The sequence below is a fragment of the Sphingomonas sp. SP1 genome (assembly GCF_058313395.1).
Genome location: NZ_JBZFLC010000001.1, coordinates 1,836,091 through 1,856,945, shown reverse-complemented (window position 1 = coordinate 1,856,945; position 20,855 = coordinate 1,836,091). Strand labels below are relative to the sequence as shown.

The following is a 20,855-nucleotide window of genomic DNA, read 5'->3' as shown; positions in this document are numbered from 1 at the left end:
TGTTGCGGCTAGTCTTAACTTTTTACGCCGCGACGGCGCTCAGCCACGGCGCGTAGAATTCCCGCAGCATGGCAGTGACCACCTTGGGATCGTCCTGCGTATTGACCCGATTGCGGAATTCGGCCGAGCCGGTCAGGCCCTTGGTGTACCAGCCGATGTGCTTGCGGGCGAGGTTCACGCCGGTCTGGGTGCCGTAGAGCGATTGCATGGCGTCATATTGCTCGAGGATCACGGACAATTGCTCGTCCATGCTGGGATCCGGCCTGGCGCCGCCGGCAAGATCGGCCATGATCTGGCCCAGCAGCCATGGCTTCCCATAGGCGCCGCGGCCGACCATCACGCCGTCCGCGCCCGATTGGCGAAGTGCTTCGCGCGCATCCTCCTGACTGCAGATGTCGCCGTTGACGATCACCGGCAGGCTGACGGCTTCCTTCACCCGGGCGACGAAGCTCCAGTCGGCCGAGCCCTTGTACATCTGGTTGCGGGTGCGGCCGTGGACGGTGATCATCCGAGCGCCCAGGTCCTCGGCGATGCGGGCAAGCTCGGGCGCGTTGAGGCTGGCGTGGTCCCAGCCCATCCGCATCTTCACGGTTACCGGGACCGACACCGCCTTTACCGTCGCCTCGATGATCGAGGCTGCCAGCGGGAGATCGCGCATAAGGGCCGACCCGGCATCTCCGTTGACGACCTTCTTCACGGGGCAGCCCATGTTGATGTCGATGATGGCGGCGCCGCGCTGCTCGTTCAGTTTGGCGGCTTCGGCCATTTCCAGCGGGGTGCAGCCGGCCAATTGCAGGCTCACCGGTTCCTCCGCCGGGTCCCACGCCGCCTTCTGAAGGCTTTGGCGCGTTTCCCGGATCATGGCCTGGCTGGCGATCATCTCGCTCACCGTCAGCCCGGCGCCGTAGCGCTTGACGACGCGCCGGAAGGGCAAGTCGGTGACGCCGGTCATCGGCGCCAGGATAACGGGCGCGTCGATGCGGACCGGACCGATCGTGATGGGCTTGTACGAGGTCATGGGAGTGCGCGTGCCTTTACAGAAGTGGGCGATCAGGGGCAAGGCGCGCGGCCATGACGGTCACCGCCCTTATTGTCGCCGCCGGCAGCGGCCAGCGCCTGGGCGGCGGCGTGCCCAAGCAATATCGCTCGCTCGGCGGCAAGCCGGTGCTGAGACGGGCCGTGGAGGCGTTGATCGGTCATCCGCGGATCGACGCGGTGCGCGTCGTGATCGGCGCCGGCCAGGAAGAACTCGCCCGCAGTGCGCTGATGGGCCTGGACGTGGGGCTGCCGATCACCGGCGGCGCCGAGCGGGCGGAAAGCGTTTGCAACGGGCTGGCGGCGGTACCAGAGGGCATCGTGCTCATCCACGATGCCGCCCGCCCCTTCTGCCCGCCGGTCGTGATCGATGCGTTGCTCGACGCCCTGGGAGATGCCGATGGCGCGGTGCCTGTGCTGCCGGTCGCGGACACTCTCGCCACTGGAGACCGCGAGCTGCGCGGGCTGGTGGACCGCGCCAACCTGCTGCGCGTGCAGACGCCACAGGCTTTTCATGTCGAAGACCTCTTATTCGCGCTGGACGAGGCCGGCAGCCGCCTGGCGACCGATGAATCGTCCGTGATGCAATCTGCCGGGCTGAAGGTCGCGACGGTTCCGGGATCTGAGCTATTGTCGAAGATCACCGGCGAAGACGATTGGAAACGAATGGAAATGTTGCTCGGATCGAAGCTTGTCAGTCGGACCGGCATGGGCTTCGACGTCCATGCTTTCGAGGGGCCCGGACCGCTCGTGATGGGCGGGATCAGCATCGATCATCCGCAGGGGCTCGCCGGCCACAGCGATGCGGACGTGGTGCTACACGCGATCACCGACGCGCTGCTGGGGGCGGCCGGCCTCGGCGATATCGGCCAGCACTTCCCGCCTTCCGACCCGCAGTGGAAAGGCGCCAATTCCGACATCTTCCTTACCCACGCCGCGCGCCTTATCCGTGAGTCAGGCGGCGTTATCGACCACGTCGACTGCACGGTGATCTGCGAAGCGCCGAAGGTCGGGCCGCACCGGACCGCGATGCAGGCGCGGGTTGCGGAGATCCTGGAACTCTCGCCTGGTCAGGTGAGCATCAAGGCGACCACCACCGAGCGTTTGGGGTTCACCGGTCGCGGGGAAGGCATTGCCGCGCAAGCGGTCGCAACGATCCGCATGGAGCAAGATTGATGGAAAATCTTCTGCCCGAAGTGCTTGTCGACAAAGCCCGCCAGGTAATTGAGGCCAATCGCGCTGCAGGGCGGACCGTGGCGGTGGCGGAAAGCTGTACGGGCGGCCTCGTCAGCGCCGCACTGACGGAGATTGCAGGTTCTTCCGACGTGTTTCTGGCCGGCTATGTCACCTATTCCAACGAGGCGAAGATGACCGCGTTGCGAGTGAACCAGGACGTCGTCGGGACCTTCGGCGCGGTCAGCGTCGCGACCGCATGGGCAATGGCCAAGGGCGCGCTGGAGGCGTCAGGCGCCGATGTTGCAGTAGCGATCACCGGCATCGCCGGCCCGGGCGGCGGATCGGCGACTAAACCGGTTGGAACGGTCGTTTTCGCGCGCGCCGAGCGAGACGAAGACCCCGACCAGGTCGTAGCCGACAGCAAGCAGTTCGATGCCGACGCGGGCCGCGCGGGCATCCGGCTGGAAGCGGCCCTGTGTGCGTTGGATCTGCTGCTGCCTCAAGCCGAAGCCGGCACTCCGTAGAGCTTTGCTGCCCTGGCCTCGAACGCGCCGATCATCTTGCGCAGGGCGCGATCAAACATCGCCCCGGCCAGCGTTTCGAAGATGCGCGACTTGAAGGCGAAGTCGACCGAGAAGTGCAGGTTCGTCCCTCCGTCCGGCGCGGGTTCGAACTGCCACTCGTTATGAAGATATTTCAATGGTCCTTCGATATAGTCGACGACGATTCGCCCCGGCCGCTCCTTGCTGACCCGGCTGGTGAACCGCTCCTTGAAGGCATTGAAGCCGACGATAAGGTCCGCCACCAGCATCTCCTCCGAAGAGGAACGGATCCGGACGGCCGTGACCCACGGCAGGAATTCGTCATAGCGCTTCACGTCCGCGACCAGCTCGAACAGCTGGTCGGGCGTATAGGGAAGATGCTTGGTTTCGGAGTGACGCGGCATGGATCGGATTAACGAGCCGCCTTCGCCAACTGCTCCGCGCGGGCCGTCTGCATCTTCTTGAAATCGTCCCCCGCGTGATAGCTCGACCGGGTCAGCGGAGACGCTGCGACGAGCAGGAAGCCCTTCGCTCGGGCGATCGCGGCATACGCCTTGAACGCATCGGGGGTGACGAACTCCTCAACCGTCGCATGGCGCGGGGTCGGCTGAAGGTACTGGCCCATGGTCAGAAAATCGATCCCGGCCGAGCGCATGTCGTCCATCACCTGGTGCACTTCCAGTCGCTGCTCACCCAGGCCGACCATGACGCCCGACTTGGTAAAGATATGCGGTGCCTGCCGCTTGACGCTCTCCAACAGGCGCAGCGAAGCATAATAGCGCGCACCCGGGCGGATCGTCGGATAGAGCCGCGGCACGGTCTCCAGATTGTGATTATAGACGTCCGGCCCGGCCTCGACGATGGCGCTTACGGCCGCTTCCGACTTGTTTCGAAAGTCGGGAGTGAGAATCTCGATCGTGGTCTTGGGGGTCAACCGGCGCAGCGCCTGGATCACCTTCACGAACTGAGACGCCCCGCCGTCCGGAAGATCGTCGCGGTCGACCGAAGTGACGACAATATGCTCCAGCCCCAGCTCGGCCGCAGCGGTGGCGACATGCTCTGGCTCCAGCACATCCACCGCGCGCGGCATGCCGGTCTTCACGTTGCAGAAGGCGCAGGCCCGGGTGCAGGTGTCACCCAGGATCATCACGGTCGCGTGTTTTTTGGTCCAGCACTCACCGATATTGGGACAGGCCGCCTCCTCGCAAACGGTGGCGAGGTTCAGGGAGCGCATCAGCTTGCGGGTTTCCGCGTAGCCGTGACTGGTCGGCGCCTTGACCCGAATCCAGTCGGGCTTGCGAGCGCGTGGCGGTTTGGGGACGCTGACGGGGGCGTTCATGCCCGCGCAGATAGCGAGTGGGGGCGGCCGATGCCACCCCCACCCTTATGCTGGACTAGCAGCGAACGTTATAGTCGTAGATCGGACGGCCGTTTCCATCGACGTAATAGCAATAGCCGCGTGTATCGCGATAATATTGGCGGTTGTTGATCACCGCGCCGAGGACCGCACCGGCGATGCCTCCGGCGATCGCGCCCGTGACCGGCGACACGCCCGGCACGATCGCGCCGACAGCTGCGCCGCCCAATGCGCCGACCGCCGCGCCCGTCGCTGCCCGGCCAGCCTGCGTCTGCCCGCCATTATAGTAAGGGTCGCCATAGCGACTGGTCGCGCAACCGCTGACCGACACGCCGGCCACGAGTGCCGCCGTAAGCAAAGCCTTATTCATTACCATCTCCTCCACTTGCCACCCTACTCCGTCTGGTCCGACGCGCGAACCGACGGATCGTTCCGTCAGCGCAATTTCGTTGTCTCCGGTTCAGCAAATCGGATTGCCAAGCCGGGAGCCGGGCTTTAGCCGGACTGGAACGGGGGCATGAATGATCGCAGACACGCTCACTTCGCCGATCATCCTATTTTTCGTGCTGGGCATGGCGGCCGGCTTTGCCCGCTCCGACCTTTCCATCCCGGAAGCCATCGCCAAGGGCATGGCGATTTACCTAATGGCTGCCATCGGCCTCAAAGGGGGCGTATCGGTTGCGGAGAGCGGTTACACCGCCGACCTGGGTCTCAGCGCGCTGGCCGGAGTGGTGCTGTCCTTTCTCCTCCCCCTCCCCGCCTTCTTCCTGCTCCGCAGCCTCGGCCGGCTCGACGGGACCAACGCGGGCGCGGTTGCGGCGCACTATGGCTCGGTCAGCCTGGTGACATTCGTGACTGCGGTAGAGTTGCTCAAGGGAGCGGGCCTCACCGTGCCGGGTTACATGGCGGCGGTCCTGGCGCTGATGGAGACCCCGGCCATCATCACCGGACTGATGCTCGCCCGTCGAACGTACAATCGCCAACCCGTCGCCGGTACGGGCAGCGGGCTGCTCCATGAAGTGTTCCTCAACGGGTCGGTCGTGTTGCTGGTGGGGAGCTTCATCATTGGGGCGATCGCCGGCCGTAGCGGCTTTGCACCCGTCGCACCGGTGTTCGAGGTCGGCTACCGCGGGATCCTGTGCCTGTTCCTGCTGGACATGGGCCTGATCGCGGCTCGCCGCCTGATCGGCACCAGGGCGTTGACCGCCCGCCTCGCGGGGCTTGCCCTGTTCCTGCCGTTGATCAACGGAGTGGTCGGAGTGACGGCAGCTACCCTGCTCGGATTAGACGTCGCGACGGCGGCCACGCTTGGAATTCTCGCCGCAAGTGCCTCCTACATCGCCGTTCCTGCGGCCATGCGGCTTGCCTTGCCGGAAGCCGATCCGGGCATCTATCTGTCGATGAGCCTTGGAATCACCTTCCCGTTCAACATCGTGGCGGGCATTCCTCTGTTCGCCGCACTCGCCAGGTTCATGGGGTGACCATCGATGCAGACCGTGACCCGCAAGAAGATCGAGATATTGGCGGATGGCCCGCTGGTGCCGCGCATCGTGGCGGCACTGACGCAGGCCGGCATCAGCGGCCACACGGTTCTGCCCGCCCTGTCGGGTAGCGGACGCACCGGGCAATGGACCGAAGAAGAATTGACCGGGGCCGCGACCAAGCAGCTCGTCATGGCGATCGCATCGGCCGAGCATTCGGCGGAACTGGTCGACGCCATCGCGCCTTTGCTGACCGACTACCGGTTGTTGCTGACCGTCACCGATGTCGAAGTCGTTCGTGGAGATCGTTTCTAGTGCCTGAATTCCGCGCCCTGCTTGAGGGTTACCACCGGTTTCGTTCCGACCGCTACGAGACCGAGCGTCGCCGCTGGGAAAAGCTCGCCACGGGCCAGGCCCCGCCGGTAATGATCATCGGCTGCTGCGACAGTCGGGTCGACCCAGCGACGATTTTCGACACCGAGCCGGGGCAGGCGTTCATCTTGCGCAATGTCGCCAACCTCGTGCCACCCTACGAGCAGGGCGGCGGGCTTCATGGCGTCAGTTCCGCCCTGGAATTCGCGGTCGCGAAATTGAATGTCCGACACATCGTGGTGATGGGGCACGGCTCCTGTGGCGGCGTCGCGGCCGCGCTCGGAGGCCATGGCGAGCCCGACCGTATCTTTATCGACCGCTGGATCGGCCTCCTCGATCCCGCGCTTGAGCGGGTGCGGGCCAGCAACAGCGCCGATCCGCAACACGCCCTGGAGCTGGAAGGCATCAAGACCAGCCTTGCCAACCTGCGCACCTTCCCGTTCGTCGCCGAGCGCGAGGCGGCGGGCCAGCTGAAGCTGCACGGCTGCCACTTTGCGATTGCCGGCGGCAAGTTGTGGGAGCTCGATGAAGCGGCCGGCACCTTCCACGAGATCGCCGAACCGGCGGAAGTCCTGTGAGCGCCGAGCCGAACATCGCCTTGCTGATCGATGCGGACAATGCGTCGCCCGATCATCTGGACGAAGTGCTGCTGGTGCTTGGGGAGCTTGGCACGATCAACATCCGGCGGGCGTACGGCAATTGGCAAAAACCGGCGCTGAAAGGCTGGGGAACGCTTAGCAACGCCCACTCGATCGTCCCAATGCAGCAATTCGACGTCGTGAAGGGCAAATCGGCGACCGACATGCGAATGACGATTGACGCCATGGACCTGCTGTTTCGTGGCCATGTCGACGGGTTCGGCATCATGTCGTCCGACAGCGACTTCCTGCCGCTGGCGCAACGCATTCGAGAAGACGGGCTGCCCGTTTATGGTTTCGGGACGTCCAAGACACCGATCAGCTTCCAGAACAGCTGCACCCGTTTCTATGACGTTGCCGCCCTTACCCGACCCGAGAATGGAGACACTCAGGCGACCGACGTCGACGAAGATCTGATCAAGGTGCTGGGCGACGCGTGGAAGGCCAGCAAGCGCGACGAGGACGGCTACGCCTCCATGTCCGAAATGGGGCAGCGGGCCAAGGCGGTCTCCTCATTTGCCGCCCGGAATTACGGCTTTTCGCGGCTTGGCGACCTCGTCCGGTCACTGCCAAATTTCGACGTCAAGGCGACCGCGGACGGCAAGCAGCTGGTACGTCGGCTGCGCTAGGGAACCTCGCCGCGCCTGTCCCGTTCGGTTGGCCAAACAACTGACTGGAGAATGTCATGGCCGACGCCGAACGCGCGCAGGAACTGAAGGAACTGTTCTGGAAGGAGCTGGCAAGCTCCCCCTTCGTGATGATCGGCCTGCAGGGCGTCGAGGACAGCCGCACCCGCCCCTGGACCGCGCAGATCGACTACGCCGACGGTGACGACAAGAAGGACGGCGGCACGATCTATTTCTTCGGCGCCAAGTCCGAGGCGCTTGTTCAGGGCCTGTCCGAAAGCAAGCGTGCGGTCGCCACTTATGCGTCCAAGGGCCACGACCTGTTCGCCCACATCCATGGCACGCTGGAGCCCGTCGACGACCGGGCCATGGTGGAGAAATTGTGGAATCCGATCATTGCCAGCTGGTACAAGGACGGAAAGGACGATCCCGACCTGCAGCTCGTGCGGTTCGACACCTCGCGCGCCGACATCTGGAAGGCGGAGGCCGGGGCCACCCTGTTCGCGGCTGCCCTGACGATGCTCGGTCGCGATCCGGGTAAGGATCACCAGCGCGAGAACCAGGCGGAAGTTGCGCTGTAAGCGAACTGTTGCCGCTGCGTCACAAGTTCCCGGCTCTTCACGCAGAGTCGGGAACCCGACACGTGAATATGCATTGGGTGTTTGACGTGGCGACCCATTATCCATCTCAGGACCAGCGCATGCCCAATCAGGAAATCAGTGCGCTATCCGGCAAGGCCGAGCAGTGTCGCCGGTTGGCGCGTGGCATCTCCGACAAGCAAGCGTCCGAGGTGTTGCGGAACATGGCCGATAACTACGACCGCCGGGTGAAATCGTTGCGCACCCACGGGGGCTGAGTACGCACGCTCGACATGCCGCCACCTGCTCGCTAGCCGGTCGGAATGGCTCGCCGCTCCTCCCCCGCCATTCCCCGCTACAAGCGTTCCAGTCGCCGGTCGCTTCCGGCGCGTATTTTCCTATTCCTCCTCAAGCTGATCGTCGCGCTGCTCCTGCTGTCGGTCCTTTGGGTGGTCGCCTATCGCTTCATCAACCCGCCGATCACCGCAACGATGGTAAGCGACTTGGTGGCTGGTCGGGGCGCCGAACGGGAGTGGATGGGTCTCGATCGGATTGACCGCGACATGGTGCGCGCATCGATCGCTGCGGAAGACAGCAAGTTCTGCCAGCATTCCGGCTTCGACTTCGAGGCGATCGAAGACGCGATGCAGCGCAATGCATCAGGCGGACGCATCCGCGGCGGATCGACGATCAGCCAGCAGACCGCCAAGAACGTCTTTCTGTGGCAGGGCGGTGGCTACGCCCGCAAGGGGGTCGAAGCCTGGTTCACCTTCCTGATCGAACAAATCTGGGGCAAGCGGCGGATCATGGAGGTCTACCTCAACGTCGCCGAGACCGGGATCGGCACCTATGGCGTGAACGCGGGTGCCCAGCGCTATTACGGTCATGACGCCAGCGCCTTGACCAGGCAGGAGGCGGCGCGGATCGCGGCGGTGCTCCCCTTGCCCAAGGAACGCGGAGCCATCGCGCCGCAGGGCTTCACCCGCCGTTACGGCAACACCATCGCTGCGCGGATCGGCGTGGTCGGGCGCGACGGGCTCGATGCTTGCGTGTATCGCGGCGCGGAAGCCCCCGCCGACCGGGCCCCGCCGCCAAGCCGCCGCCGAGCGACCGTGCCCGGCGAGGAATATGAAAGCGACCGGCCGCTTCCTCCGGTCGAGGAGGTCATCCGCGATCTGCCGCAGGAGCAGCCGGCCGGAGAGCTCGACCAGGCCCTCCCGGAGCGCGCGGTTGACGAGACGGCAACGCCTGAAGCGGATGCCGAGTCCGCCCCCGTCCCCGCCCCCGCTCCGGAAGAAACTCAGTCGCCGGTCGATCCCGAGCTCAACGCGGCGTAGCTGCAAACAACTCGCAAGAGGAACGCGCCCGCCGACCCGTCGGTTGAGCAGTCGAAGTTTCCTCAAGGAGAATTGGTATGGCTACGCGTAACGGAACCCGCGATCGGACCCACGCGTCCGACAATCGTCGTGACCGCAAAAGCGGCAATCGCTCAACCGATCGTAGCGCCTTCAATTTCGGCAATGGTAACAGCGGTGCCGCTCCACTGCTTGGTGCGCTCGCCGCCGGCGCGGTGATCGGGATCGGCGCAAATTGGGCTCGCAAGTTCCTGCAGCAGACGTCTGAGTCGATGATGGCGGGCAACGAGTGGGATGAAATCCTGAAGCTCGAACACAAGGCGACGTTGGCCAAGTTCGATCTGCTGCTGGAAACGGACGACGACGAAACGGCCAAGCGCGCCTCGCTGGTCAAGACCATCCACTACGCACTGAACAAGCATGCGCATCAGGAAGAGCAGGTCGTCTATCCGGCCTTGCGCCAGGCGAATGAGACGGTCGACGCCGACCACCTCGAACATGAGCATGGCTATGTGAAGACCTTCCTCTATGAACTTGAAAACATGCCCAAGGATTCCCCGGAATTCCTTGGCCGGGTTCGCGAATTCCGTGACCTTGTCGAGGAACACGCCCGGATGGAGGAAGAACAGGTCTTCCCGCGCTTCAAGCAGGCGCTGAGCGAGGAACAGGACAAGAAGATCACCGCGCTGATGAACAAGGAAGGCATGAAAATGCTGTAACCCTCTGAAAGGGTTATGCGTTTTCATAAGTTGAGGACGGGCGAAACGGGCGCTGCTCGTTTCGCCCTTCCTTATCCGACCAGCCGCAGCGGCTCGGCCGCACTGAGCGTAACGCTGCCTTCGCCGGTGATCCGCTCCAACCGGGCTACGAGTTCGGCGTCGAGCAGATAATTCTTGCCGAGCAACAGCATGGCTTCACGTCCGTCAGCCAGCAGCGCGATCAGCCGCACCATCCCTGTGCCGCCACCTTCCGCCCGAGCCAACTCCGCCCCGATCGCCGTGGCGCTGGCCGGGTCCGCACTTCGGATCAACAACTCGAGCCGGCTGCGCTTGGCGAGATCGTCGAGGGCCTGGAACTTGCGGATCGTCACCCGCGGCTGTTCCTCGCCGGGCTTGCGGTCGAGTTCGACCGTCAACAAGCCGCATTGACCCTGCTTTGCGGCAGCCTCGACCGCAGCCGCTGCATCGTCGTCGAATACGGTCGCGTCAAACTGACCGGATGCATCGGACAGGCGGGCCATCAGGAAGCGCCGTCCGCGCTGCGACGTGCGCCAGCGGGCTTCTTCGATCAGCCCGGCCATCGTTGCTCCGGCCCGCGCGCCGTCGGCAGGCAAGGGCACGGACCCAAGTTCGCTGAAGCATCGCACCTTATGGGCAGCAAGCAGGTGGCGATGGTGGTCCACCGGATGGGCCGAGAAGTAAAAGCCAAAGGCATCCCGCTCGGCCGCCATCCGTTCGGCCAGGGTCCAGCGCGCGTCCCTGGGCAGTCGAATGGGGGCAACCTCGCTTTCCCCCGCGCCGCCGAACAGGCCTCCCTGCCCGCTCGACCGCTGCTCATGGGCGGACGCGGCGTGCGCCAAGATCGTCTCGACCCCCGCGTGTACGGTCGCACGATCCGGATTGAGACGATCGAACGCCCCCGCTGCCGCAAGGCTTTCGAGTTGCCGGCGGTTGAGCAGACGTGGATCGATGCGCTCGGCAAAATCGTCCAAACTCTTGAACGGGCCAGTTCCCTCGCGCTCGGCCACCAGGTCGGCCATCGCCTTTTCGCCGACGCCCTTGAGAGCTCCAAGCGCATAGCGGACGGCCCCGCCCTCGACATTGAAGTCCGCTCGACTGGCGTTCACATCGGGCGGCAACAGTTCCAGGCCCAGCCGGCGGAGGTCGTCCACGAACAGGCAAAGCTTGTCCGTCTGGTGAATGTCGTAGCTCATCGAAGCGGCGAAGAATTCGGCCGGGTGATGCGCCTTCAACCAGGCGGTATGGTAAGCGACCAGCGCATAGGCGGCCGCGTGCGACTTATTGAAGCCATAGCCGGCAAACTTGTCGATCAAGTCGAACAATTCATTGCCCTTGGCCGGCGTGATGTCGTGCGCCCCGCAGCCTTCGACGAAGCGTGCACGCTGCGCGTCCATCTCGGCCTGGATCTTCTTACCCATTGCGCGGCGCAGAAGATCTGCTTCGCCCAGGCTGTAGCCGGCCAGCACCTGCGCGGCCTGCATGACCTGTTCCTGATAAACGAAGATGCCGTAAGTCTCGCTCAGCACGCCTTCGAGCAGCGGATGGGGATATTCGATCTTGGCTCGGCCATTCTTGCGGTCGCCGAACAAGGGGATGTTATCCATCGGACCCGGACGGTACAGCGAGACCAGCGCGATGATGTCACCGAAGCTGGTAGGTCTGACCGCCGCCAGCGTCCGCCGCATGCCTTCGGATTCCAGCTGGAACACGCCGACGGTGTCGCCCCGCTGGAGCAGCTTGTAGACTTCAGGATCGTCCCAGGTCAGCCGGTCGTACTCGACGTCGACCCCACGCTGGCGGAGTAGCCGCTGCCCTTCTTTCAGGACCGACAGCGTCTTCAGCCCGAGGAAGTCGAACTTCACCAGCCCCGCCGCTTCGACATGCTTCATGTCGAATTGCGTGACCGGCATGTCGGAGCGCGGGTCGCGGTGCAAAGGCACCAGCTCCTGCAGGGGGCGATCCCCGATCACCACGCCTGCCGCGTGCGTCGAGGCGTGCCGCGGCAAGCCCTCCAGCTTCATTGCCAATTCGAACAGCCGCTTCACCGTGGCGTCGTCCCGGATTTCCGTGACCAGCTCCGGAACCAGATCGTTCGGCTTGTCCTTGCGGCGACCAAGCGCGCGGTCGAGTGTCCACGGGTCGGTGGGGTGGCTGGGAACCAGCTTGGCCAGGCGATCGACATGGCCATAGCTCATCTGCAGCACGCGGCCGGTGTCCTTCAGAACCGCGCGCGCCTTCAACCGCCCGAACGTGATGATCTGCGCCACCCGATCGCGGCCATATTTGCGCTGGACGTAAGCGATGACCTTGTCCCGGTGCGTTTCGCAAAAGTCGATGTCGAAGTCGGGCATCGACACGCGTTCCGGATTGAGGAAGCGCTCGAACAGCAGGTTGAGCTCGATCGGGTCGAGATCGGTAATGGTCAGCGCCCAGGCGACTGCCGAACCCGCGCCGGAGCCGCGGCCCGGGCCGACCGGAATGTCGTTGGCCTTCGCCCATTTGATGAAGTCGGCGACGATCAGGAAGTATCCTGAAAAACCCATCCGCGCGATCACGTCGATCTCGAAATCGAGCCGCTCGCGATAGCGGGCCTGATCTTCCTCGCTCCGGCCTTCCAGCCGAACGGCGAGCCCGGCATGCGCGTCGCGCCGAAGCTGCTCGTCCTCGTCGTCGCTGAGGCGCGGCAGGATGGGCTTGCGCTTGGGCGCGGCGACCGCACACCGCTGGGCGATCACTGCCGTATTGGCGATCGCTTCTGGAAGGTCCGCGAACAATCGTTCCATCTCGGCGGCGGGCTTGAGCCAGGCGTCCTGGCTGGACGTCGGCCGATCCGCATTATCGACCTGCGAGCTGTTGGCGATACACAGCAGCGCGTCATGGGCGGCGTGGAACGAGGGTTCGGCATAAAGTGCCGGATTGGTTGCGACCAACGGCAGGTCGAGCGTATAGGCAAGATCGATCAAAGGCGCTTCCGCCGCCTCCTCGGCCGCATCGCCGCGTCGCGACACTTCGACATAGAGCCGATCGGAGAATATGGCCGCCAGCCGCGCCAGATAGTCGCGCGCAGCCGTCGCCTGACCATCGGCAAGCAGGCGGACCACGCCCCCTTCCCCACCCGCGGTCAACCCGATCAAGCCGTCGGACAACTCCTGCAACGCTGCGAGCGAGACATGGGGAAGCTGATCGTCGGGCCGATCCATATGCGCTGCCGAAACGAGCCGGCAGAGGTTCGCATAACCGGCCTCGTCCTTGGCCAGCAGGACAATCCAGTCCACGCCCGCGCCGGGAACGTCGGCTGGCCGCGCCAGACCAAGGGTGGCCCCGATGATCGGCTGCACCCCCTCGGCCGAGCAATATTCGGAGAAAGCCATCGCCGCATAAAGACCATTGCGGTCGGTCAGCCCGACCGCTGGAAGCCCCAGCTTTCGCGCATGCTTGGCGATATCCTTGGGCTCCATCGCTCCTTCCAGCATGGTGAAGGAGGAGAAAACCCGCAGCGGAACGAAGACCATGGCCGGACTATAGGAGCACGGTGCCTGAGTGGAAGCTGAAGCGCGCGACTTATCCCCAGCTAAGCGAGGTTATTGCTCCCGCCAGCGGCCATCCGCGATATCCCTGATCTCCGTGATCCGCCCACGATAAGCGTCCGCGATGCAGCGATCGGTGCTGCACCGGTCACGGAAAGCCAAGAAGCGGACCCGGGTCCGATCGAGCAAGGCACGGGTCTGCGGATCGGCGCTGCGGCGGGTCGTATTGAAAAAGTCGGCCATCTGCCGGTCCAGCGATGCCAAGCCGCTGTCGCTGCAGACCGCGATCTCGCCGCGGGTGCGGGCTCGCGCGCAATTAAAGCTGGGCCGGGCGCTGGATTGCTCGACCGGAGCGGGCGCGGTCGGACCCGGCTCTATCGCGCTTGCGGGTGGCGGGGCCGGATTGGACGCGCGCCCCGGGGTCGGCGGCACGATCGCTCCCGGCTGCACGGGCTCGGGCTGCGGCTGGCCCGGCTGCGGCTGGGCCTGCGGCAATCCAGGCTGGCTGCCGGTTCGGGCAAGCGTCGCCAATGGCACAATGATCGCATCAGCGCCGGTCAAGGTGACCACGTCGCCGCTACCGTCTGCCGCCGGCTGAAGCGAATAGTCGACATTAGCCTGCAGGGTGCGGCGCCCGCCGACCACCCCGACCCCCGGTGGCAGGTCGAGCGCGACGGTGCCACCGCACACGACCGTGCCCAATTCTGCGTCCTCGCGCCGCAGGACCGGCGATGTCACCCTTACCGCGGCATAGGCCGACAGCCGGTCGAACGCGGCCTGATCGGAACCGCGGATCTGGGCCGCCTGGCGGAAGAGCTGTTGCTTGACGAGGTCATAAGTCCGTTGACTGCCGCACCGCTCTTCTGCGGTGGAGGCGTCGGCGGCAGCCATTCCCGTCGCATTCTCATTGAGGCGGTCCTCGCCGGGTCCAGCCTGGGTCAGGCGATAGGCAAAGAAGCCGACCAGCAGCAGTGCAACCAGCCCAGCGAGGATCGCCCACAACGGGATGCGCGGTTTGCGCGCCGGCGGTGGGACCCGGCTATCGCCTCGCCGGTAACCGGGCGGAAGTTCGGAACGAGCGCCATTGGCATCGCGATAATCATATCGCGGATCCTGCCGCGGATCATAGTCGCGCTCGAAGCGGGGATCCTCGCGCGGATCGAAGCGCGGGTCGTACCGACGGTCGCGGGGATCGAGACGAGGATCATATGGCGGTTCGTTGAAACGATCAGGCATAAGACGCGCAACGCTCCGGCGCCGCTTTGGTCTCAATCAGCTGAGCAGGCCCTCGTGGAGCCGTACGACCCGGTCCATTTTGGCCGCCAGCCGCTCATTGTGGGTCGCCACCAGCGCCGCACTTCCCTCGCCTCGCACCAGGCCCAGGAACTCGGCAAGCACCACGTCGGCCGTCGCCTCGTCCAGATTGCCGGTCGGCTCGTCGGCCAGCACCAGTGGCGGGCGGTTGGCGAGCGCCCGCGCAACGGCCACCCGCTGCTGCTCGCCGCCCGACAGCTTGGCCGGGCGATGATCGAGCCGCGCGCCGAGGCCAAGGGTGGTCAGCAACTGCTCGGCACGCTTCCTCGCTTCATCCGGCTCGGCATTCCGGATCAGCTGCGGCAGCATGACGTTCTCGGTCGCGTTGAAGTCGGGCAACAGGTGATGGAACTGATAGACGAAGCCGAGTGCGTCCCGCCGAAGTTCGGTCCGCGCATCCGTATCCAGGTTCTCGGCCTGCGTGCCGGTGATCCGGATCGACCCTGAAAACCCGCCCTCCAGCAGACCCACCGCCTGCAAAAGCGTCGATTTGCCTGACCCTGAGGGACCAAGAAGCGCGACGATCTCGCCCGGCTGGACCGCCAGATCGATCCCGCGCAGCACCGCGATGGTGACGTCGCCCTGCGTGAAGCTGCGCTGCAGACCGCGCGTTTCAAGAACCGGCTCACTCATAACGCAATACCTGAACGGGATCGGTGCTCGCCGCCTTCCAGGCGGGGTAGAGCGTCGACAGGAAGGACAGCAGCAGCGCCAGGACGACGATCGCCCCGACTTCGACCGGATCGGTCTTGCTGGGCAATTCCGACAGGAAGCGGACCGACGGATCCCACAGGTTCTGGCCGGTCACCAGCTGGATGAAATTCACCACGCTCTGCCGGAAGAACAGGAAGATGGACCCCAGGATGGTGCCAAGGATGACCCCCAGCGAACCGATGGTGACGCCCACGGTCACGAAGATCTTCATCATCGCCCGGCGGCTGGCGCCCATGGTGCGCAGGATCGCGATGTCGCGGGTTTTTGCCCGCACCATCATGATCAGCGACGACAAGATGTTGAACACCGCCACCAGGATGATCAGCGACAGCACCACGAACATGGCGACGCGTTCCACTTCGAGCGTCTCGAACAGCGCCGCGTTCATTGACCTCCAGTCCGTCACTGCGCCTGCCCCCTGCACGATCCGTTGGAGCGCGGGCAGCTGCTCGGCAATCTTGTCCGGCTCGGTGACCTCGACTTCGATCATGCCGACGTCGTCCCCCAGCATGAGGAGGTTCTGGGCGTCCTCCATGGGCATGATCACGAACGCGTTGTCGTAGTCGTAGACGCCGACCTCGAACGTCGCGGCCACCGTATAGCTGACGATCCGCGGAACCGTTCCGACCGGGGTGGCCCGGCCTTCCGGACTGATCAGGCTGATCTCGCCGCCGGGATAGGTGCCGAGCGACTCCGCGAGGCGGGTTCCGATCGCCACCCGGTTGCTGCCCGGGGTCAGCGAGCGGATATCGCCCGACTTCACATTGTTGCTGATGACCGGGGTCGAGCGGATGTCCTGCACCCGCATTCCGCGCACCAGCACGCCTTCGACCCGCCCGTTGGCGCTCGCCATCAGCGGCTGCTCGATGAGCGGCAGCGCCGACGTTACCCCCGGCACCTTGCGCGCTTCGCCGGCGACCCGCTGCCAATCCGGCAGGCGCCCGTCGTAGCCCTGGACCACCGCGTGACCGTTCAGGCCGACGATCTTGTCGAACAGCTCCGCGCGGAAGCCGTTCATGACACTCATCACGATGATCAGGGCGGCCACGCCCAGCGCCACCGCGCCCAGGCTGATGGCGGCGACCAGAAAGATGAACCCCTCGCCCTTGCCGGGGAGGAGATATCGCTTGGCAATGGTGCGTTCGTAGCGATTGAGGATCACGCCGTGAGCCTCGCCAGCGCGCTGTCGATGCTGAGTTCCTGTTTCTCGCCCGAACGGCGGTTCTTGAGCTCCACCACACCGCTCGCAAGGCCTCGGGGCCCGATGATGACCTGCCAGGGCAGGCCCATTAGGTCCATGCCCGCCAGCTTGGCCCCGCCCCGCTCGTCCCGGTCGTCCAAAAGCGTGTCGACGCCGGCGTCGGTCAGGCGCCTGTAGAGGTCCTCGGAAGCCTCCTGTGAAGCCTGATCGTCGCCGCGCATGGTCACGATCCCGACCTTCCACGGCGCCACTTCTTCCGGCCAGACGATGCCGGCGTCGTCGTGGCTCGCCTCGATGATCGCACCGACCAGCCGCGATACGCCGACGCCGTAGCTACCCATGTGGGGCGTCACCATGCCGCCGTCGGAGCCCGACACCTTGAGGCCCATCGCCTCGCTGTATTTGGTGCCGAAGTAGAAGATGTGACCAACCTCGATGCCGCGGCCCGTCCGCTGCCGGTCGCCCGCAACCTGGGCCCAGCGGCCTTCGTCGTGGGTCTCGTCGGTCGCCGCATAGGTCGAGTTCACCCGGTCGAACAATTGTTGCAGGCCGGCTTCGTCCTCATAGTGGAGATCGGCCTGGCTCCAGTCGAAGCCATCGTAGGCGGCATCGTAGAACACCTCGCTCTCACCGGTCGGCGCAAGCACGATGAACTCGTGGCTGAGGTCGCCGCCGATCGGCCCGTTGGCAGCCCGCATCGGCACCGCCTGGATACCCATCCGCTGGAAGGTCCGCAGATAGGCCAGCATCTGCCGGTAATAGCTGAGCCGAGCGCCGGCCTCATCGAGGTCGAAGCTGTAGGCGTCCTTCATCAGGAATTCGCGGCCCCGCATCACGCCGAAGCGCGGCCGGACCTCGTCCCGGAATTTCCACTGGATGTGGTAAAGCGTCCGCGGCAAGTCGCGATAGGATCGGACCTCATCCCGGAACAGAACGGTGATCAGTTCTTCGTTGGTCGGACCATACAACATTTCGCGGTCGTGCCGGTCGCGGATGCGCAGCATCTCCGGGCCATAGGCGTCGTACCGGCCACTCTCGCGCCACAGGTCGGCGGACTGCAAGGTCGGCATCAGCAACTCGATCGCGCCGGCCCGATCCTGCTCCTCCCGTACGATCTGCTCGATCTTTCGGAGCACTCGGTAGCCCAGCGGCAACCACGCGTAGATTCCCGCGGCGGTCTGGCGAACCAGACCCGCGCGCAGCATCAGTTTGTGACTGACGATCTGGGCGTCGGACGGGCTTTCCTTGAGGACGGGAAGAAAGGCTTGGGAGAGGCGCATGGTGCGGCGCTCTAGGGCGGCCTGAATGAACAGGCAATGGAGCGTTGCTGTGGCGCGAACGTCACAGGAAGTGCTGATTTGTGGCTTCCCTGCCGTTTGAGCGTGACAACAGGGCGAGAGTGACCCTAGCCTTCCTTTCACCAAGCGACCATGGCCGGCTTCGAGGCCAGTCATGTTCGGGAGGGCTGCTTCGGGCGGGCTTCAGGGCCGCTTCAGGGGGCAGGCAACACTCCAAAGGGGGCTGACGAGCAATCGTCACGCGGACGCCCGGGTCGAAAGGCCCGGGCGTTTGCATGAGTGCAAGGAGCCGCATGTGCAGGATCGAAGATCCAGACCCGACCCCCGCTCGCCGGTGCAGCCGCCCCGTTCCTCGGCTGCCCTGCCGATCGCCGCAGCGCTGATCGGTGCAGTGGCCTTCTGGTCATGGCAGCAGGATTGGACCGAAGAGGTCGACGAACCCGTCGCCGAAACCTCCACCGCGCCCGTCCGGCCCCCGGTAACGACGCCGGTCGCCGACCTCCCGCAGCTGTTTCGCACGGAAGATTATCCCGTTCAGGCGATCCGCAACGACGAGCAGGGCACGGTGGCCTTTGCATTGACCATCAACGCCCGCGGTCGCGTCACGCGCTGCGTGATCCGGCGGAGCAGCGGATCTGCCACCCTGGATCGGCAAACCTGCCGGATCCTGGCCAAGCGCGTCAGGGCCTGGCCCGCGCTCGACCGTGACGGGCGTCCGACCCGAGGCGAATTGGCCGGGCGGATCCGCTGGGTACTGCCCGAGCAATAAGGTGGATGATGGTAGCGGAGGAGGGACTTGAACCCCCGACAAGCGGATTTTGATTCCGTGTGCGTAACGACCTAAGTATTAAAAATGTAGTTTTCTATAGGTCGAATATAGTCAGTGTAGCACTTATTTTTCGTACGTGCATGCGTGCCACCTGATACAACGCCTTATCCTATTAGAACCGTCATGCCCGGGACGGCGAAGGTGCCCTGCTTGCGCCCCGATGGCGGATACGGAACCGACAGCTCTCCATCGGTCTCAAGTTCCTTGAGAACCTTTTTATAATGAGAGGCTGTGAACGGCGTCTCCTCAATGACAAATCGTTCAACCTCGCTGATAGATATTCGCGAGCCTTTGAATTTTTGGACGATCAATCGACGCAGTAACCCGCGATCAGGCTCTGATGCGAACAGGGTGGTTTGATTGGGATTAGTCGCGTCCGAGAAGGACAGCCCTCCCTCTGGATCGACCTTCCACATAGCCTCCTTCATTTTCGCCAGACCCTTTGGGCCCTTCGTCGCGAAGAAAAGGAAATAATCGACCAGGCCGCGCGCGTTTCTCATCTCGAAGGATCTGACAAACCGCGCCCCGCCCACCGTATGAAGTTGGTCCCGGTAGTAATCATGGACAAAGCGCTTGCGAGGCAGTCCGGCCAGATCACAAGCTTTCCTCCAATCGCCACCGCCGAAGAGCTTATCGAAGTTCTGCGGCTGGTCTCGGTGAGCCAGAAAGCGATTAATTTCCTCGAACATGAAGTTCACGAGCACTTCGGTCACCGGCCTGTTGATGAGTTCGGCCACGACGCGCATTGGGATTCCGGTCCAGCCGAAGGGGTCAATGAGCGCGAACGCCGGCGCATTATGCGCCTTGGCCAGCCGTGATCGAATTTTGCTTTCGTATGCTTCCTCGAACGACACCCCTTCGTGAATGTGAATTTCGGCGCGTTCTGGCACGCCGCCAGCTCCCCGCAATGATTCAATGTTGGCCTTCAGAGTGGCGGCTCGATTGGGATCCAACTCCACAAAATGGAACTCGAAGTCCGAGTTTAGCGTGAGCCGTTGAGAGGCGAGCGCCTTGAGTGCGAGGATGGGGGATCCGTCTTGGCCGCCATTGTAGCGACCAGGTCCATCGAACCCATCGATGTAGATGACGCGCTGGAACCCACCGAGGCTCAAGATTGGAAACCAAGCGCGCAAATACGCTGACAAGATTGCAAGCTTTGCCTCGGTATGAGGTTCAATGTCCCAACTGTGGGCGCTCAATGCATCCATATCACCACCTGTTACGCAACTGAGGCGGAGACCTCCTGTGGGAAGGAGTTCCACTCGCGGCCGTCCAAAATGCGGCCTCCAGACTTTGGACGGTGACCGCCCCATTGCTTGAAGAAGAATGCGACCCCTTGTGAGACGCACTGGTCCCTCAACGATCTAACCCAAGCAGGATCAATTGGCCTGGCGCGAGGGCCTGATTCCCCGCCGCAAATGACCCAATCGATGCCTGACAAATTAACCGGCCCAATATCGCCTAGCATCGGCTCAACGGACAGGAATCGGATCATTGCCGTGGCTTCGCGAAGGTGGTCAATTCGGCTGCGGCTTTGTGCGTCCTCAACGGTCACTCCGCACCAAATGTGAGCCGGCGGTCTCCGTTCGCGATACCGCGTGCGCAGATAGTCGCGCATCAAAGAGCTTCGCTTAGTGAGCACCTGGAAGGTGTGCCAGGTGGCCTGCTCCATTGTATCGAACACTTCATCGACGAAACTCGTTGGGATCTCCTTGTGAAAGAGATCGCTCATCGAGTTCACGAAAATCATCCGTGGCCGTCGCCAACCTAACGGCTGACGTATCCGCTCGGGCCGCAGTGTAAGGTCGAAGCCGTGCTCGAAGGGATGCCCAACCACCCCGCGGAACCGCTCTGAAAAGCGTTCTGCGTAGCAATGGTCGCAGCCGCGAGAGATCTTCGTGCAACCCGTAACTGGATTCCACGTCGCGTCGGTCCATTCGATTTGAGTGTTCTCGGCCAAGCCCCCTCCCCTCGCGAGTATTCAATCGTAACTCAGCTTGAACGAAATAGGAACAGGTAAGTGGATCGATAGCGGTATAACATCCGACATGCGGACTTTTATTCTGCGTGTC

At 64.0% G+C, this 20,855-nt stretch carries 21 protein-coding genes and 1 pseudogene; 11 read left to right on the top strand and 11 right to left on the bottom strand.

What is annotated here, in order from left to right; genetic code table 11:
* Positions 1–22: 22 nt before the first annotated feature.
* On the bottom strand, positions 23–1,018 hold the full coding sequence (gene dusB, locus AC4GYS_RS09410) for a tRNA dihydrouridine synthase DusB (RefSeq protein ID WP_491108824.1): 996 nt from the start codon (positions 1,016–1,018) through the stop codon (positions 23–25).
* 53 nt (positions 1,019–1,071) lie between these two features.
* On the opposite strand from dusB, the gene AC4GYS_RS09405 reads away from it, so the two are divergent.
* Together AC4GYS_RS09405 and AC4GYS_RS09400 are read left to right on the top strand one after the other, a co-directional pair.
* Positions 1,072–2,211, top strand: coding sequence for a bifunctional 2-C-methyl-D-erythritol 4-phosphate cytidylyltransferase/2-C-methyl-D-erythritol 2,4-cyclodiphosphate synthase (locus tag AC4GYS_RS09405; protein WP_491108823.1), 1,140 nt, complete (start codon positions 1,072–1,074; stop codon positions 2,209–2,211).
* Positions 2,211–2,735, top strand: a complete 525-nt coding sequence (locus AC4GYS_RS09400; RefSeq protein ID WP_491108822.1) for a CinA family protein — start codon at positions 2,211–2,213, stop codon at positions 2,733–2,735. Before AC4GYS_RS09405 ends, AC4GYS_RS09400 begins: the two co-directional genes overlap by 1 nt.
* Here the strand turns inward: AC4GYS_RS09400 and AC4GYS_RS09395 are convergent.
* The 3 genes from AC4GYS_RS09395 to AC4GYS_RS09385 are packed head-to-tail and all read right to left on the bottom strand — an operon-like array spanning position 2,711 to position 4,480.
* Positions 2,711–3,157, bottom strand: a complete 447-nt coding sequence (locus AC4GYS_RS09395; protein ID WP_491108821.1) for a type II toxin-antitoxin system RatA family toxin — start codon at positions 3,155–3,157, stop codon at positions 2,711–2,713. The two genes, AC4GYS_RS09400 and AC4GYS_RS09395, sit on opposite strands and share 25 nt — an antisense overlap.
* An 8-nt stretch (positions 3,158–3,165) precedes the next feature.
* Complete coding sequence (gene lipA, locus AC4GYS_RS09390; RefSeq protein WP_491108820.1) at positions 3,166–4,092, bottom strand: lipoyl synthase; 927 nt, start codon at positions 4,090–4,092, stop codon at positions 3,166–3,168.
* Between the two features lie 55 nt (positions 4,093–4,147).
* On the bottom strand, positions 4,148–4,480 hold the full coding sequence (locus AC4GYS_RS09385; protein WP_491108819.1) for a YMGG-like glycine zipper-containing protein: 333 nt from the start codon (positions 4,478–4,480) through the stop codon (positions 4,148–4,150).
* 151 nt (positions 4,481–4,631) lie between these two features.
* On the opposite strand from AC4GYS_RS09385, the gene AC4GYS_RS09380 reads away from it, so the two are divergent.
* The 8 genes and pseudogenes from AC4GYS_RS09380 to AC4GYS_RS09345 all read left to right on the top strand — a co-directional run bounded on the left by AC4GYS_RS09380 (position 4,632) and on the right by AC4GYS_RS09345 (position 9,879).
* A complete protein-coding gene (locus AC4GYS_RS09380) occupies positions 4,632–5,591 on the top strand; it encodes a sodium-dependent bicarbonate transport family permease (RefSeq protein WP_491108818.1) in 960 nt (319 codons plus the stop codon).
* Positions 5,592–5,597: 6 nt separating this feature from the next.
* Positions 5,598–5,906, top strand: a complete 309-nt coding sequence (locus AC4GYS_RS09375; RefSeq protein ID WP_491108817.1) for a DUF190 domain-containing protein — start codon at positions 5,598–5,600, stop codon at positions 5,904–5,906.
* The gene (locus AC4GYS_RS09370) at positions 5,906–6,541 is read left to right on the top strand and encodes a carbonic anhydrase (protein ID WP_491108816.1); all 636 of its coding nucleotides are present in this window, start codon (positions 5,906–5,908) and stop codon (positions 6,539–6,541) included. Before AC4GYS_RS09375 ends, AC4GYS_RS09370 begins: the two co-directional genes overlap by 1 nt.
* Positions 6,538–7,230, top strand: a complete 693-nt coding sequence (locus tag AC4GYS_RS09365; protein ID WP_491108815.1) for an NYN domain-containing protein — start codon at positions 6,538–6,540, stop codon at positions 7,228–7,230. Before AC4GYS_RS09370 ends, AC4GYS_RS09365 begins: the two co-directional genes overlap by 4 nt.
* 56 nt (positions 7,231–7,286) lie before the next feature.
* A complete protein-coding gene (locus AC4GYS_RS09360; protein ID WP_491108814.1) occupies positions 7,287–7,808 on the top strand; it encodes a pyridoxamine 5'-phosphate oxidase family protein in 522 nt (173 codons plus the stop codon).
* A gap of 62 nt (positions 7,809–7,870) precedes the next feature.
* Positions 7,871–8,083: a hypothetical protein gene (locus AC4GYS_RS09355; RefSeq protein WP_491108813.1), complete on the top strand. Its 213-nt coding sequence runs from the start codon at positions 7,871–7,873 to the stop codon at positions 8,081–8,083.
* A 45-nt stretch (positions 8,084–8,128) separates the two neighbouring features.
* Positions 8,129–8,857, top strand: a pseudogene (mtgA, locus tag AC4GYS_RS09350) (monofunctional biosynthetic peptidoglycan transglycosylase); the annotation flags it as partial.
* Between the two features lie 362 nt (positions 8,858–9,219).
* Positions 9,220–9,879: a hemerythrin domain-containing protein gene (locus AC4GYS_RS09345; protein WP_491108812.1), complete on the top strand. Its 660-nt coding sequence runs from the start codon at positions 9,220–9,222 to the stop codon at positions 9,877–9,879.
* A gap of 71 nt (positions 9,880–9,950) precedes the next feature.
* Here the strand turns inward: AC4GYS_RS09345 and dnaE are convergent, their stop codons facing one another.
* The 5 genes from dnaE to proS all read right to left on the bottom strand — a co-directional run bounded on the left by dnaE (position 9,951) and on the right by proS (position 17,936).
* A complete protein-coding gene (dnaE, locus tag AC4GYS_RS09340) occupies positions 9,951–13,412 on the bottom strand; it encodes a DNA polymerase III subunit alpha (RefSeq protein WP_491108811.1) in 3,462 nt (1,153 codons plus the stop codon).
* 69 nt (positions 13,413–13,481) lie between these two features.
* Positions 13,482–14,663: a lysozyme inhibitor LprI family protein gene (locus AC4GYS_RS09335; RefSeq protein ID WP_491108810.1), complete on the bottom strand. Its 1,182-nt coding sequence runs from the start codon at positions 14,661–14,663 to the stop codon at positions 13,482–13,484.
* A gap of 36 nt (positions 14,664–14,699) precedes the next feature.
* Positions 14,700–15,374 (bottom strand): ABC transporter ATP-binding protein, encoded by a 675-nt coding sequence (locus AC4GYS_RS09330; RefSeq protein ID WP_491108809.1) that lies wholly within the window; start codon positions 15,372–15,374, stop codon positions 14,700–14,702.
* Positions 15,367–16,617, bottom strand: coding sequence for a lipoprotein-releasing ABC transporter permease subunit (locus AC4GYS_RS09325; RefSeq protein WP_491108808.1), 1,251 nt, complete (start codon positions 16,615–16,617; stop codon positions 15,367–15,369). The genes AC4GYS_RS09330 and AC4GYS_RS09325 overlap by 8 nt, the downstream gene beginning before the upstream one ends.
* Positions 16,614–17,936, bottom strand: a complete 1,323-nt coding sequence (proS, locus tag AC4GYS_RS09320; protein WP_491108807.1) for a proline--tRNA ligase — start codon at positions 17,934–17,936, stop codon at positions 16,614–16,616. The genes AC4GYS_RS09325 and proS overlap by 4 nt, the downstream gene beginning before the upstream one ends.
* A 313-nt stretch (positions 17,937–18,249) precedes the next feature.
* Between proS and AC4GYS_RS09315 the strand changes: the two genes are divergently transcribed.
* Positions 18,250–18,723, top strand: coding sequence for an energy transducer TonB (locus tag AC4GYS_RS09315; RefSeq protein ID WP_491108806.1), 474 nt, complete (start codon positions 18,250–18,252; stop codon positions 18,721–18,723).
* A gap of 164 nt (positions 18,724–18,887) precedes the next feature.
* Here AC4GYS_RS09315 and AC4GYS_RS09310 read toward each other — a convergent pair whose 3' ends face one another.
* Positions 18,888–19,991, bottom strand: coding sequence for a three-Cys-motif partner protein TcmP (locus AC4GYS_RS09310; protein WP_491108805.1), 1,104 nt, complete (start codon positions 19,989–19,991; stop codon positions 18,888–18,890).
* An 11-nt stretch (positions 19,992–20,002) separates the two neighbouring features.
* Positions 20,003–20,743 (bottom strand): DUF5131 family protein, encoded by a 741-nt coding sequence (locus AC4GYS_RS09305; protein ID WP_491108804.1) that lies wholly within the window; start codon positions 20,741–20,743, stop codon positions 20,003–20,005.
* Positions 20,744–20,855 lie beyond the last annotated feature (112 nt).

Bases quoted from the DNA above. Each gene is read 5' to 3' on its own strand.
- dusB (WP_491108824.1), bottom strand. From the start codon at position 1,018: ATGACCTCGTACAAGCCCATCACGATCGGTCCGGTCCGCATCGACGCG.
- AC4GYS_RS09405 (WP_491108823.1), top strand. From the start codon at position 1,072: ATGACGGTCACCGCCCTTATTGTCGCCGCCGGCAGCGGCCAGCGCCTG.
- AC4GYS_RS09400 (WP_491108822.1), top strand. From the start codon at position 2,211: ATGGAAAATCTTCTGCCCGAAGTGCTTGTCGACAAAGCCCGCCAGGTA.
- AC4GYS_RS09395 (WP_491108821.1), bottom strand. From the start codon at position 3,157: ATGCCGCGTCACTCCGAAACCAAGCATCTTCCCTATACGCCCGACCAG.
- lipA (WP_491108820.1), bottom strand. From the start codon at position 4,092: ATGAACGCCCCCGTCAGCGTCCCCAAACCGCCACGCGCTCGCAAGCCC.
- AC4GYS_RS09385 (WP_491108819.1), bottom strand. From the start codon at position 4,480: ATGAATAAGGCTTTGCTTACGGCGGCACTCGTGGCCGGCGTGTCGGTC.
- AC4GYS_RS09380 (WP_491108818.1), top strand. From the start codon at position 4,632: ATGATCGCAGACACGCTCACTTCGCCGATCATCCTATTTTTCGTGCTG.
- AC4GYS_RS09375 (WP_491108817.1), top strand. From the start codon at position 5,598: ATGCAGACCGTGACCCGCAAGAAGATCGAGATATTGGCGGATGGCCCG.
- AC4GYS_RS09360 (WP_491108814.1), top strand. From the start codon at position 7,287: ATGGCCGACGCCGAACGCGCGCAGGAACTGAAGGAACTGTTCTGGAAG.
- AC4GYS_RS09345 (WP_491108812.1), top strand. From the start codon at position 9,220: ATGGCTACGCGTAACGGAACCCGCGATCGGACCCACGCGTCCGACAAT.
- dnaE (WP_491108811.1), bottom strand. From the start codon at position 13,412: ATGGTCTTCGTTCCGCTGCGGGTTTTCTCCTCCTTCACCATGCTGGAA.
- AC4GYS_RS09335 (WP_491108810.1), bottom strand. From the start codon at position 14,663: ATGCCTGATCGTTTCAACGAACCGCCATATGATCCTCGTCTCGATCCC.
- AC4GYS_RS09330 (WP_491108809.1), bottom strand. From the start codon at position 15,374: ATGAGTGAGCCGGTTCTTGAAACGCGCGGTCTGCAGCGCAGCTTCACG.
- proS (WP_491108807.1), bottom strand. From the start codon at position 17,936: ATGCGCCTCTCCCAAGCCTTTCTTCCCGTCCTCAAGGAAAGCCCGTCC.
- AC4GYS_RS09310 (WP_491108805.1), bottom strand. From the start codon at position 19,991: ATGGATGCATTGAGCGCCCACAGTTGGGACATTGAACCTCATACCGAG.